Annotated in this window: 16 protein-coding genes; 8 read left to right on the top strand and 8 right to left on the bottom strand. The window is 56.0% G+C overall.

The annotated features are described in order from the left end of the window. The first annotated feature begins 103 nt into the window (after positions 1-103). From GS632_RS12410 to GS632_RS12395, 4 genes are read left to right on the top strand one after another with little or no spacing between them, the layout of a single operon-like run. Positions 104-763, top strand: a complete 660-nt coding sequence (locus GS632_RS12410; RefSeq protein ID WP_171176054.1) for an ABC transporter ATP-binding protein — start codon at positions 104-106, stop codon at positions 761-763. Further along, entirely contained in the window at positions 741-2,324 is a 1,584-nt protein-coding gene (locus GS632_RS12405) for a capsule biosynthesis protein (protein WP_171238549.1), read from the top strand. Before GS632_RS12410 ends, GS632_RS12405 begins: the two co-directional genes overlap by 23 nt. 5 nt (positions 2,325-2,329) lie before the next feature. After that, complete coding sequence (gene kdsA / locus GS632_RS12400; RefSeq protein ID WP_171176058.1) at positions 2,330-3,163, top strand: 3-deoxy-8-phosphooctulonate synthase; 834 nt, start codon at positions 2,330-2,332, stop codon at positions 3,161-3,163. A 15-nt stretch (positions 3,164-3,178) separates the two neighbouring features. Further along, positions 3,179-4,675, top strand: a complete 1,497-nt coding sequence (locus GS632_RS12395; RefSeq protein WP_171722027.1) for a phosphomannomutase/phosphoglucomutase — start codon at positions 3,179-3,181, stop codon at positions 4,673-4,675. Between the two features lie 43 nt (positions 4,676-4,718). Here the strand turns inward: GS632_RS12395 and GS632_RS12390 are convergent, their stop codons facing one another. Then, entirely contained in the window at positions 4,719-6,674 is a 1,956-nt protein-coding gene (locus GS632_RS12390; protein WP_171722028.1) for an AsmA family protein, read from the bottom strand. Positions 6,675-6,769: 95 nt separating this feature from the next. Between GS632_RS12390 and rimO the strand changes: the two genes are divergently transcribed. Together rimO and GS632_RS12380 are read left to right on the top strand one after the other, a co-directional pair. Next, the gene (rimO, locus tag GS632_RS12385) at positions 6,770-8,158 is read left to right on the top strand and encodes a 30S ribosomal protein S12 methylthiotransferase RimO (protein WP_171238546.1); all 1,389 of its coding nucleotides are present in this window, start codon (positions 6,770-6,772) and stop codon (positions 8,156-8,158) included. A gap of 112 nt (positions 8,159-8,270) precedes the next feature. Further along, positions 8,271-8,621, top strand: a complete 351-nt coding sequence (locus tag GS632_RS12380) for a hypothetical protein (RefSeq protein WP_171238545.1) — start codon at positions 8,271-8,273, stop codon at positions 8,619-8,621. Between the two features lie 123 nt (positions 8,622-8,744). Here the strand turns inward: GS632_RS12380 and GS632_RS12375 are convergent, their stop codons facing one another. After that, positions 8,745-8,933 (bottom strand): hypothetical protein, encoded by a 189-nt coding sequence (locus GS632_RS12375; RefSeq protein WP_170346096.1) that lies wholly within the window; start codon positions 8,931-8,933, stop codon positions 8,745-8,747. A 228-nt stretch (positions 8,934-9,161) separates the two neighbouring features. Between GS632_RS12375 and GS632_RS12370 the strand changes: the two genes are divergently transcribed. Continuing rightward, positions 9,162-9,404 (top strand): CDGSH iron-sulfur domain-containing protein, encoded by a 243-nt coding sequence (locus GS632_RS12370; RefSeq protein ID WP_171235633.1) that lies wholly within the window; start codon positions 9,162-9,164, stop codon positions 9,402-9,404. Here the strand turns inward: GS632_RS12370 and GS632_RS12365 are convergent, their stop codons facing one another. The 5 genes from GS632_RS12365 to GS632_RS12345 all read right to left on the bottom strand — a co-directional run bounded on the left by GS632_RS12365 (position 9,405) and on the right by GS632_RS12345 (position 11,345). Next, positions 9,405-9,665 (bottom strand): DUF6455 family protein, encoded by a 261-nt coding sequence (locus tag GS632_RS12365; protein WP_171235632.1) that lies wholly within the window; start codon positions 9,663-9,665, stop codon positions 9,405-9,407. Then, complete coding sequence (locus GS632_RS12360) at positions 9,665-9,934, bottom strand: DUF6455 family protein (protein ID WP_171238544.1); 270 nt, start codon at positions 9,932-9,934, stop codon at positions 9,665-9,667. The genes GS632_RS12365 and GS632_RS12360 overlap by 1 nt, the downstream gene beginning before the upstream one ends. Positions 9,935-9,949: 15 nt before the next feature. Beyond that, the gene (locus tag GS632_RS12355; protein ID WP_171176082.1) at positions 9,950-10,201 is read right to left on the bottom strand and encodes a DUF6455 family protein; all 252 of its coding nucleotides are present in this window, start codon (positions 10,199-10,201) and stop codon (positions 9,950-9,952) included. A 71-nt stretch (positions 10,202-10,272) separates the two neighbouring features. Next, positions 10,273-10,641 carry a YigZ family protein gene (locus tag GS632_RS12350; RefSeq protein WP_171176084.1) on the bottom strand — a complete coding sequence of 123 codons (369 nt, stop codon included), beginning with the start codon at positions 10,639-10,641 and terminating at the stop codon, positions 10,273-10,275. Continuing rightward, positions 10,638-11,345, bottom strand: coding sequence for a M48 family metallopeptidase (locus GS632_RS12345; protein WP_171235630.1), 708 nt, complete (start codon positions 11,343-11,345; stop codon positions 10,638-10,640). The genes GS632_RS12350 and GS632_RS12345 overlap by 4 nt, the downstream gene beginning before the upstream one ends. A 121-nt stretch (positions 11,346-11,466) precedes the next feature. On the opposite strand from GS632_RS12345, the gene GS632_RS12340 reads away from it, so the two are divergent. Further along, positions 11,467-11,715 carry a hypothetical protein gene (locus GS632_RS12340; protein WP_050604775.1) on the top strand — a complete coding sequence of 83 codons (249 nt, stop codon included), beginning with the start codon at positions 11,467-11,469 and terminating at the stop codon, positions 11,713-11,715. On the opposite strand, the gene GS632_RS12335 is transcribed toward GS632_RS12340, so the two are convergent. Next, positions 11,703-12,008 (bottom strand): DUF167 domain-containing protein, encoded by a 306-nt coding sequence (locus GS632_RS12335; RefSeq protein WP_253284466.1) that lies wholly within the window; start codon positions 12,006-12,008, stop codon positions 11,703-11,705. The genes GS632_RS12340 and GS632_RS12335 overlap by 13 nt on opposite strands. Positions 12,009-12,080: the final 72 nt, after the last annotated feature.

The following is a 12,080-nucleotide window of genomic DNA, read 5'->3' as shown; positions in this document are numbered from 1 at the left end:
TTCATAATTCGACATAATGTAGCCAACATGGATTGGTAAAAATAACCCTTTGCAGCCGTCTCAAAGAACGGCAACGCCACGGAACACGAGCAGCAGGCCCCGAATGTTAGAATTCGACAATGTCAGCAAGTCCTTCTGGACCGGAACACGCCGCAAGGTGATTCTGGATCAGGTCTCGTTCCGGGTCGAACTGGGTACGTCGCTGGGCGTTCTGGCCCCGAACGGCACCGGAAAAACCACGCTGATCAACATGATGGCCGGTTTGGAAAAACCTGACGAAGGCGTGATCCGTCGCGAATGTCGTGTGTCGTTTCCCATGGGGTTCACCGGTGGTGTGTCGGGAAAACTGTCCGCGCTGGAGAACGCGCGCTATATCGCCAAGATCTATGGCATGGACCCGGACTATGTCGAAGCCTATTGCAAATGGCTCTGCGGGTTGGGTGAGTATTTCGATCAGCCGCTTGCGACCTATTCTGCCGGGATGCGATCCCGGTTCACCTTTTCACTGATGCTGGCGCTGGATTTCGACATGTATCTGATCGACGAAGGGATGCCTGCGTCGACGGATGTCGAATTCAACGAAAAGGCCGGATCAATCCTGAAAGAAAAACTAAGGACCACAACGCTGGTCATCGTTTCGCACAGCTCGTCTGTGTTGGAAAAGTTTGCCCAGCAAGCCGCCGTTTTGCTGAACGGTCAATTGTACATGTTTGAATCCTTGGAAGAGGCTAAGCAGCTATATGACTACGAATCCCAAGGTTAGAAAGTATAGCGGGCACCGCAACCGGCCAAGCGAAGGTTCGGCTGAGGCGCGGGCCGATGCGATCTCGCGCATTCGCAATGCAACGCAAGGCCAGCCTTCTGTAGATGAAGCCCAGCCGGGCGCGCAGCTGGACGACATCAAACGTGAGGGCCTGACTGGCCGACAATTGCGCATCGCGCGCAGGCTGGCGCAGAAACATGGGCTGGCTGCGACCTCGGATTACGATGCCGTGCGCCTGCTGCGTCAGAAAGGCATCGACCCTTTCCAACGCACAAATCTTCTGGATCTTGCTGCGGCCAAGCCCTCTGCTCAGAACGAGAACAAGAACGCCAAAGACAAGGTCAGTATAAAACTGCCGCAGGCCGTAGGCGCGGAAAAATCCAACCTACCCGGACCCGAGCTCAGCCCCACTGAACGCCGCAACCTTGAGATTGGGGAAATACAGAAAGACATTGCCCGCAGACGTCGGCGCAAGCTGTTTGCCTTATTTGCGCGTCTGGCCGTTTTTGTTTTTCTGCCGACCTTTGTCGTGGGCTTCTATTTCTACCGCATCGCTACTCCGATGTACGCCAGCGATTCCGAGTTTTTGATCCTACAGGCCGATGGCGGGCCAGGCAGCGTCGGCGGCTTGTTGGCGGGAACCCAGTTTGCCACAACACAGGATTCGATTTCGGTACAGTCTTTCCTTGAATCGAAAGAGGCGCTGCTGCTGCTGGATCAGGACGCAGGATTTTCTGATGTCTTCAAACAAGATTGGATCGACCCGATCCAGAGACTGGCGCCCGATGCCTCGTTGGAAGACGCATACAAACTGTTCAAACGTATGATCACCATCGGCTATGACCCAACAGAAGGGGTCATCCGGATGGAAGTCGCCGCCCCGGATCCACAAACCTCTACCGAGTTTTCGGAACGTTTGATCTCCTATGCGGAAAACCGGGTGAACGCGCTGTCTGGGAAAAAGCGCGAAGACCAGATGCGCGACGCCATCCAAAGCTTTGAGTCCGCGCAGGAGGCGCGCAAACAAGCGCAGGAAGAACTGATTGAGCTTCAGCTTCAGGGCGCGGTTCTGGACCCAGAAAACGTGATCGCCAGCCTGAGAAGCCGAATTACCGAAATCGAAATATTGGTTCAAGACAAAGAGCTTGAGCTTGCCGCCCTGCTGGACAACCTTCGACCAAACAAAGCCAAAGTTGACGGGGTTGAGGCCGATATCGCCCGGTTGGAAAAAGTGCTGGAAGACCTGAATGCCGAAATGCTGGATGCCTCAGCCGGCGAAAACTCGCTGGCAAGGCTGAGCGTGCGCATACAGATCGCCCAGGCTGATCTGGCCGCCCGTGACATGATGCTGCAAACGGCAATGCAGCAAATGGAATCGACCCGATCCGAAGCCAACCGGCAAGTTCGGTACCTGACCGTTTCGGTGAACCCTATTCCCAGTCAGGAACCCACCTATCCGCGCAAGTTCGAAAATACGATTTTGGCATTCCTGTTATTTGCTGGTATCTACCTGATGATCTCGCTTACCGCGTCGGTCCTTCGTGAACAGGTATCCTCATAAGACCCATGAAACATGTAAAAATCTCCGACCTGACAGTCGGCAATGACCTTCCGCTGACCATCATCGCAGGCCCCTGCCAGCTTGAAACGGCAGACCACGCGCAAATGATTGCGGGCAAGATGAAAGAAGCCTGTGATGCGGCTGGGGCGCAATATGTGTTCAAGGCGTCTTATGACAAAGCGAACCGGACGTCACTGTCAGGCAAGCGTGGCATGGGAATCGATGCGGGCCTGCAGGTTCTGGATGACATTCGCAAAACGATGGGCATCCCGGTCCTGACAGATGTTCACACCGAAGCACAATGCGCTATCGCCGCCGAGGCGGTGGACGTCCTGCAAATCCCAGCCTTCCTGTGCCGTCAGACAGACATGCTGCTGGCCGCTGGTGAAACCGGCAGGGCCGTCAATGTCAAGAAAGGTCAATTCCTGGCCCCTTGGGAGATGACGAATATCGTCGACAAGGTCGAAAGCACGGGAAACCAGAACATTCTGCTGACCGAGCGTGGCACGTCGTTTGGATACAACACCTTGGTCGCAGACATGCGCGGCCTGCCCCAAATGGCAAAAACCGGCTATCCGGTTGTCATGGATGCGACCCATTCGGTCCAGCAACCCGGTGGAAAAGGCGGTTCGTCCGGCGGACAGCGCGAGTTCGCGCCCGTGATGGCCCGGGCGGCTGTTTCATTGGGAATTGGCGCAGTTTTTATTGAAACGCATCAAGAACCTGACACAGCGCCGTCTGACGGCCCAAACATGATCCCATTGGACCAAATGCCCCAACTTATTGACACATTGATGCGTTTTGATGCGCTGGCCAAAGCGAATCCTATTCAGATTTAACGATTGAGACCTGTTATGACCAAACCCCTCCCCGAGGTGACACCCAACACCTGGAGCTTTCTGCGCGACGCGATGATCAAACCCACCGGGTTTCGCGAATATGATGCCCGCTGGAAATACCCCGAAGAGATCAACTTGCCCGGCATGACTGCACTGGGCTTAGGGCTGGGCACCCAGATACGCAGGCGCGGCATTGAGCCCGTGATCGCCGTTGGCAACGACTATCGCGATTATTCGTTGGCGATCAAAAATGCTTTGATCCTTGGCCTGATGCAGGCCGGTATCCGCGTTAAGGATATTGGCCCCGCGCTCAGCCCGATGGCTTATTTCGCGCAGTTTCATCTTGATGTGCCTGCCGTTGCGATGGTCACGGCCAGCCACAACCCAAACGGCTGGACCGGTGTGAAAATGGGTTTTGATCGCCCTCTGACCCATGGCCCGGACGAAATGTCGGAACTGCGCGATATCGTGCTGAACGGTGAAGGCCAACAGCACGAAGGTGGATCATACGAATTCGTCGAAGGCGTGAAGGAAGCTTACATCGATGACCTCGTCGGTGATTTCAAAATGTCCCGCCCGCTGAAGGTGGTCTGTGCCACTGGTAATGGCACCGCCTCGGCCTTTGCGCCTGAGATTTTCGAGCGGATCGGGGTCGAGGTCGTACCCAGCCACAACCGGCTGGACTATACCTTCCCTCATTACAACCCGAACCCCGAAGCGATGGAGATGTTGCACGACATGTCCGCCACGGTGAAATCCAGCGGTGCCGATCTGGCGCTTGGGTTTGACGGGGACGGCGACCGTTGCGGTGTCGTCGATGACGAGGGTGAAGAGATTTTCGCAGACAAGGTGGGCGTGATCATGGCCCGCGATCTGGCCAAGCTGTATCCGGGATCGACTTTTGTCGCGGATGTGAAATCCACCGGCTTGTTTGCCAGTGACCCCGAATTGAAGGCTTTGGATGTCAAAGCGGATTACTGGAAAACCGGCCACAGCCACATGAAACGACGCGTTAAAGAAATTGGCGCATTGGCCGGGTTCGAAAAGTCCGGCCACTACTTTCTGGCCGAGCCCGTTGGGCGTGGCTATGACTGCGGTATGCGCGTGGCGGTCGAGATCTGCAAGCTAATGGACCGCAACCCGGATCAAAGCATGTCGGACCTGCGCAAAGCGCTGCCAAAAACCTGGTCAACCCCGACCATGTCACCTTATGCCTCTGACACCGAGAAATACGATATCCTTCAGCGCTTGGTCGACAAGCTGGTTGCCAAAGGCGAAGCGAGCGAAACCTTTGCGGGCCGCGCTATCAAGGAGGTTGTTACAGTCAACGGCGCGCGCGTTATTCTGGACAACGGCAGTTGGGGGTTGGTGCGGGCATCGTCCAACACCCCCAATCTGGTGGTTGTTTGCGAAAGCAGCGAAAGCGAAGCTGAGATGCGCGCGATCTTTGCCGATATCGATGCCGTCATCCGAACCGAGCCGGGTGTTGGTGATTACGACCAGACCATCTGAATGTATCGGCTTGGAGCATCATCGTGCTCCAAGCCAAGCAAGCTCAATCTCCGCCAAGCAGCTTGAGCAGACCTTTCTTCGCCTCGTCTTCAAGCTTCTTCTTAAGCGCATCTTCGATTTGATTGCTGTCGGTGATGGTTGTATCCAACTCACTCCCAACCTTCTCAAATACCTTCTGCTTGGCATCGTCTTCCAGTTCCTTGACCTTCACATCTGCCGCCGCCTCGATGACCTTGGTCAGGTCCGGCTTGATCGACGGGTTGCTCCACGGACCAACAATACGAACCGGCACCGAGATACCCTGTCCGGAATTGGCCCGAAGCGCTACGGGCGTGAAAAGGTAATCAATATCCCGCGCGCCGAGCCCAACTTGGCCCGCCCCATCAGCGCGATAGTTCTTCAGCGACATCAGCAGGTCATTGTTCGTCAGAACACCCTGATCCATTGTGAAGCTGCCCGTCAGGCTGTTGAAAACTGTTGTTCCGCCCGATCCGGTTCCTCGCCCCATAAGCCGATCCAGATCGAATCCGGAAATCACCCCTGACCCGACATCCAGATTCCCCTTACCGCTGAGAGAGCGCATGATTTGATCCTCAGACTGGCCAACGCCCAGAAACTCCAGACTGCCCGCAGCCGAGCCGGACAGGCGTTCAACCCCGGCAAGCGTGGTCAGCGCCTGTTTCAGATCAATCCCGCTGGCCGTGATATTGCCGCCTACGGACAAGCCATTGCGATTGTTGGCAACCACCTGGCCGTTCAACTGACCTGCAAACAATGTGGCCGGATGCATTTCCAGAACTGCGCGTGATCGGTCCAAAGACAGGGTCAGATCACTTTTGCCAAAAGTCATTCCCGGAACTGCGATCGAGTTTGCAGTCAGACGGATCTTACCGTTCGCCAGCGCCAGAACGGATGCATCAATAGGCTCTTGCGACCACCCGTCCACTTCAGGTGCACTCGACTTAGACGTGCCGCCCTTGGTGGGTTCAGATTCAGAAATCCGCGAAAGATCAAAATCACCTGTAACGAGTCGCGCCACGATCTTTGGTGGATCCGAGATGGCGATGTCCGCCTCGCTTTTGAAACGGTTGTTATCCAGCTGTGCGGTCATATCCCGCAAAGAAATCCGCCCATCTTGCGTATAGGTCATGTGCGCAACGATGTTGGCCTTTCGGCCCAGCCCCGGTGGAATATACACACCGGCCTGCCCAAATGCGGCAAACATCCTTTCGCTGTCCAGGGCCACAACTTTGGTGGTTCCGTCCATTTCACCAGCCAGATTGACGCGCCCGTCAAACCCGATCTCGCCCCCCGGCGCAGTCAAAGACAGTTCCAGCGCCGTAACGTCGCCATCGGAAAAGGCAGGCAGGTCCGGGATTTTCAAGTCTACTTCAACGGCTCCGCCAGGCACGGCCATTGTGGCTTGCATGATCATGGGAGATGTGACCTCGGGCCAGCTTGCGGCCAGTGTCACACCAGAAAAATCCATCTGGGTGGCGCCGTTCTCAACGTAAATTAGCCGCGCGTTGGTCAGCTCTAGCTGATCCAAAGTAACCTCACCTGTCGCCTCGTTGGTCCCGGCGGACTCGGTCTTATTTGTGGTCGAAGCAGGTGCAGAGGTGCCAAACTCCCAATTCACCTGGCCTTCAGATGTTTCCAGACGCAACACGGGATTGTCTGCAAAAACACGTTTGATTCGCAGATCGCCGTTCCACAACGCGGCGGCGTCCACGCCAACGGCAAGACTGTCGGCGCTCAGCATCGGCCCGGACTCTGCCCAGCTTGCGTTGCCGAACTGTACCGGACCTGTTTCCATCCCCAGCACAGGCCAAAAGGACAGACGCACGTCGCCGCTCAGCGTCAGGTCGCGCCCGGTTTGCGCCTTCACCTGCTCGGCCAGAATCGCACCCAGTTTGTCACCCGGCATCAGCAAAAGCGCGCCGATGACCAGGCCCAGAACTGCGACCACAACAAAAAGGATGCGCATCAGCCATTTCATAATCTGCTCTCCGCCTTTTGGCTTATCATTGCCGTGATCATTCAAATCACACGTCACATTTGCAGGGGGAAGCGTTCCCCACTATATGCCGCGCCATGACAACGAACCCGCCAAACCTCCGCCCCGACCTGGCGCCCGCCGCCCGGATCACCGAGACACCCCGTTCCGACCAGCCGACCATCGGCATGGTGTCGCTGGGTTGCCCCAAGGCATTGGTGGACAGCGAACGCATCCTGACCCGGCTTCGCGCCGAAGGATACGGCATTTCACCCGATTATGCCGGGGCTGATGCCGTCATTGTGAACACCTGCGGATTTCTGGACAGCGCCAAGGCAGAATCGCTGGACGCGATCGGAGAGGCCCTGGTCGAAAACGGTAAAGTCATCGTCACAGGATGCCTGGGGGCAGAACCGGATTACATCCGGGAACATCATCCCCGCATTATGGCCGTCACCGGACCGCATCAATACGAACAAGTATTGGATGCGGTGCATGTTGCGGTACCACCCGCGCCCGATCCTTTTGTCGATCTACTTCCAGCCAGCAGCGTGCAATTGACCCCGCGCCACTACAGCTATCTGAAGATCTCGGAAGGCTGTAACCATAAATGCAAGTTCTGCATCATCCCAGATATGCGCGGGAAACTGGCCAGCCGCCCGGCCCATGCGGTTATGCGCGAGGCGGAGAAGCTGGTCGATAACGGTGTGCGCGAGCTGCTGGTGATCTCGCAGGACACATCGGCCTATGGGCTGGACCGGAAATATGATGTGAACCCGTGGAAAGACCGCGATTTGCGCAGCCATATCACCGATCTGGCGCGGGAGTTGGGACAGTTGGAGGCGTGGGTGCGCCTGCATTATGTTTACCCCTACCCGCATGTGCGCGAGTTGATCCCACTGATGGCGGATGCAGGCTGCAATGTGCTGCCCTATCTGGATATTCCCTTCCAGCACGCTCACCCAGACGTTTTGAAACGTATGGCCCGCCCGGCCGCCGCAGCCAAAACGCTGGACGAAATCCGGGCCTGGCGCGAGATTTGCCCGGACATCACCCTGCGGTCGACCTTTATTGTCGGTTATCCGGGTGAGACCGAAGCTGAATTCCAAACTCTGCTGGACTGGATGGACGAAGCGCAACTGGATCGCGTCGGCTGCTTTCAGTATGAAAATGTTGAGGGCGCGCGGTCGAACGACCTGCCCGATCACGTCCCGGCAGATATCAAGCAAGAGCGCTGGGATCGTTTCATGGAAAAGGCTCAGGCGATATCCGAGGCCAAACTAGCCGCCAAAGTCGGGCAGACGCTGCAGGTGATCGTGGACGACGTCGATGGCGAGGCCGCGACCTGCCGCACTAAAGCAGACGCACCAGAGATCGACGGAAACTTGTTCATTGACGAAGGTTTCGAAGACCTCAAACCAGGGGACATTGTCACAGTCGAAGTGGACGAAGCCGGGGAATACGATTTGTGGGGGAAACCTGTGTAACCCCTGAAACCTCAGTAGTCACACGCCACATGGGCAAAGCGTGAAGTGAGTTTATTGGCCTAATACGCCGCCACGCCCGATCTTAGACGGAAAGCCAAATACGGAGGTTTTCATGTCTTCTGCCTTTAGACTTAGCTTAAACAGCGTGGTTTTTCTGTTGGCTACGCAGTTTTTGGCGACGCCCGGTTATGCGCAGGCCATTTATGTCGGATCAATGAGCTTCATCGCGGCAGGCGGCAAGCAACCAAGCTTGCACAAACACGGTCAAATCAAGATCAAGCGGTATTACCTGGCCCCAAAAGCCAAGGTACGCCCCAAGGTTCATCGCAAAAGATCACGACCAACCCTTGGCAACTACACACCAAAGCGGCGCGTGTTCGGGCATATTCCCTACACGTCGATCAAGCGGCACAAATTAAAACCGCATCGGTTCAAATACCCCTACCGTTTCAAGAAGTACTGACCCACCGCGAAACGCGCGCCAACAGGCATATCGGTAGATACAGGCAAGAAAAAGCCGCCATGAAAGGCGGCGGCAAATGCAAAATGGTGCAGGCGGCCCGGTCTTGGACCGCCTGCGAATAGCTTATTGAGTAACCGGGTTACAGACAGTCTGGCCTGCTTCGGTTGTCGCCAGCTCATACCCACCTGGGCAGCTGGGGGTGCCGGCTTTGTCATAGCTGGGCTGGACGTATACAGGTGTCGGTTCTTCCTGCTGCGCGCAGGCAGTCAGGATCAGAGCAAATGCGCCAACGGCAGCGAGTTTCAGTTTCATGTCCGTCAATCCTCTATTACTTTTCTGATATTGCCCAACTTTTCGGGGCCGTATTCAGAATACGGGTAGAACCTCGATCTGGCAACTGAATCGATCACGACTTTGTGAGTCAGGGCGATTCCATGCCAGTTTTGCCTTTAGGAAAAGCAATTTACTGGGTCGAACCTACCTTTTTGACTGCACTGCTCTAAAGTGTGTCACAACATCAGCCAAAGACGGAGAAGCCACATGTCAGACGCCCCAAGCATTGCCCAGAAATCGCCGATTCCGGTCGAGGTTGTCGAAGGGAAGACCTATTTTTGGTGCTCATGTGGAAAGTCTTCTCGACAACCGTTTTGTGATGGATCCCACAAGGGCAGTGCGTTTGAACCCGTGAAATATACGGCGGATACCAGTAAAAAGGTCTTCTTTTGCGGCTGCAAACACAGCGCGAAACGACCTTTGTGCGACGGCAGCCACAGTAAGCTGTGATCAGGTTTTCAAACCATTCAAGGTGTTGGCATTTGCACAAAAATCCGGGGCGCTGTTGGCCAGCATCTGCTGCTCGGCCAGCCACAATGCACATTGGCCCTCGCAATTTGAAGCCCGGCACCTTGTGACAAGTTCCGAATAACCTTCTGGCGTCAGGCGACCGTCCGCCATTGCCTCGGTCAGTGAAATGCCCATGCATCGCGAGACAGATCGCGTCAGCCAAAAGTGCTTTTCAATCTCACCCAAGGGAACCTGTGCCATCATGCGTCCTCCAATTGCTGCGCTTTCAGTGCAGCGAATCGGTCCCGGTTAGGGCAGGTACTAGGCGCTTGATCGACTTGGTCCCGCTGCTCCAGCCACTCTGGGCAATCATGCGCCCAAGCACAGCCACGGCATTGTTGTACGATCTCAGCCCATTCTTCGTGGTTCAGATGGCCCTTGCGATAAGCCCCGACCAGGTCTGTGCCGGTGGCTTGCCCCATCCGCAGCACAAGCCGCAAATGAGTCATGATGTTGCCCAGACGTGACATGGCATGACCTCCGGGTTAAGGCATGAGTTTATGGAGCAATTCCTGGTTTCGGCAGTATTCGGGCGCCCGCCGCGCGGTTGTGGCCTGGCTCAACAGAGACCGGCAGTGTTGCGGGTTTGGGCAGTCGGTGCATCTTAGGACTGCTTCGGAAATCTGATCCACGGAAACCGAACCGCCAATGGCCGCTTCTTCAAGGTCGATGTCCAGCATTCTGGCCATATCGTCCACCAAACCGGCGTGCAGCCTCAAGGTGTTTCGAGTGGGCATGGTGTTTTCCTTTCCCTTTCGCGCTTTGCCAAAAAGGGTAGTAGAATTGCACCTTGAAACATTGACACAGGTCAAGATTGGACGCCGATGTGATCCAGATAGGCCCGGGTGGCATCCTGAACCCGGCGAAATCGATCCCCGCCCAGCTTCTTGCCGCCATACCACCGCGTGACGATGATCACGTGGTTCTGCAGGCCTGCCCGTTCGATCATACGCAGGATCACCATTCCAGCCCCGCTTTCCCCATCATCTGCCTTGAGCGCACCGGTCGGCAGAGTTGCCGCCCAGGTGTTGTGGGTTGCCTTGGCATAGCTTTTGTCCGACTTCAGGTCATCCAGCACGGCATCGATTTCAGCCCGAGATGCCACGGGCGCCCCTGAAACCGCATATTTCGAGCCTCGGTCTGTCAAGATCATCCCCAAACGCACAAGATCGGTCATTGTGTCAGGCCCAGCTTTGCCGCGGTTTCGATCACAATCTGAACACGCTGTGCATTTGGCGGGTGGGTTCCTAGGAACGTGTCGCCGGGATCTGGAATTCGTTCAAAGAACTTTGCCCCAATCAGAGGATTATACCCAGCATTATAGGTTATGATCGTACCCAACTGGTCTGCCTCTAGCTCGAAATCCTTCACGTAAGCCTGAATGCCGACCTTGGCCCCCTGCTTTTGCGCCGCTTCTATGGCCGCTGCATCGCCGCCGCGCAATTGCTCGCGCCTGCCAAACTCCGCGGCGCTGGCGCTGGCGTTTTCGCTTTGCCGGGCGATATGCCCCAGCACGTGATGGGCCGCTTCGTGGCCCATAACAAAGGCAAGTTCATCGGCGTTTTGCGCGGATCGGATCATAGACTGAGTGAAGATGATTACCGGCTGCCCATTCTCATCGAGTGTTTGGAACGCGTTGGCCTGCGCGCGCGGGTTAAGATCAACAAATATCCTGAACTCGCAATTCTTTCGTCCGGGTTGCTTTAGGCATTGATTACGCGCCTCGGCGCCGATGGCCTGACTGACCTGCTGAAAGGTCTGAACCTCGGCACGGGAACCAGGCTCGTCCCTCAGCCAATCTTCGGATGTTTGCACACGCAGTGTATCCTGCGCACAGGCCGCAAGCAGCAGGGACAACAGTAAAACAAAGCATCTGCGCATGGTGTTTCCTTTGGGCCATTCGGGCCGTCATTTCAACATAGTATGCCCCTTCAGCCGATGCCACAGCCCACAGCGGAAGGAACGGCTTGCATTGCATCCCGGTGGCTTGCACTGTGGTCACATGTTTTCGATTGAGCATGAATTCGACTCGACGGTCATTACGCTTGTGGACGAAGGTGAGAAACCTTTGCAGGAAGATGTCGTGATCAACAATTTCGCTGAATGTGTCACGCTGGAGCAGCTGGATCCACGCACCGAACAGGTTCAAAAGATCACGCTGTCACCGGAACAGGTACGTGACCTAGCTGCCGCGCTGGACTTGCCCGAAGGCGTTTATCAGATTCGCGAAACCGGACCTCAGGGGTCATAGACAAAGACCTTATTGCGCGCGGTCTGCCCCTGTTGCAGTCTCAACGTTGAAGGCGCAGCGCCAAGACAGCTGGCAAGCAACTGCAGAACCGCCTGGTTGGCTTTGCCGTGCTCGGGCGCAGCGGTCACGAATACCCTGATCTGATCATCTTCGCTGATCACCCGATCCCGCGCTGCCTTGGGCGTCACCTTCACGTTCAATGTTGCCCCGGCCTGTGCGAGCGACTTGAGATCAGGCAAGTCACGCAGGTTGGATTTCGCCATTGTCATCCCTTTTTCTTCAAAGTCTTGCATGACGGGCACCAGAATGAAAATGATCCACGCAACGCATCGGCGCACCCTTGAAACAGGCGAGTTGCCGACCAA

It is taken from the genome of Ruegeria sp. HKCCD7296, assembly GCF_013110775.1.
Classification (GTDB): Bacteria; Pseudomonadota; Alphaproteobacteria; order Rhodobacterales; family Rhodobacteraceae; genus Ruegeria.
This window is presented reverse-complemented; position numbering and strand designations above follow the sequence as displayed.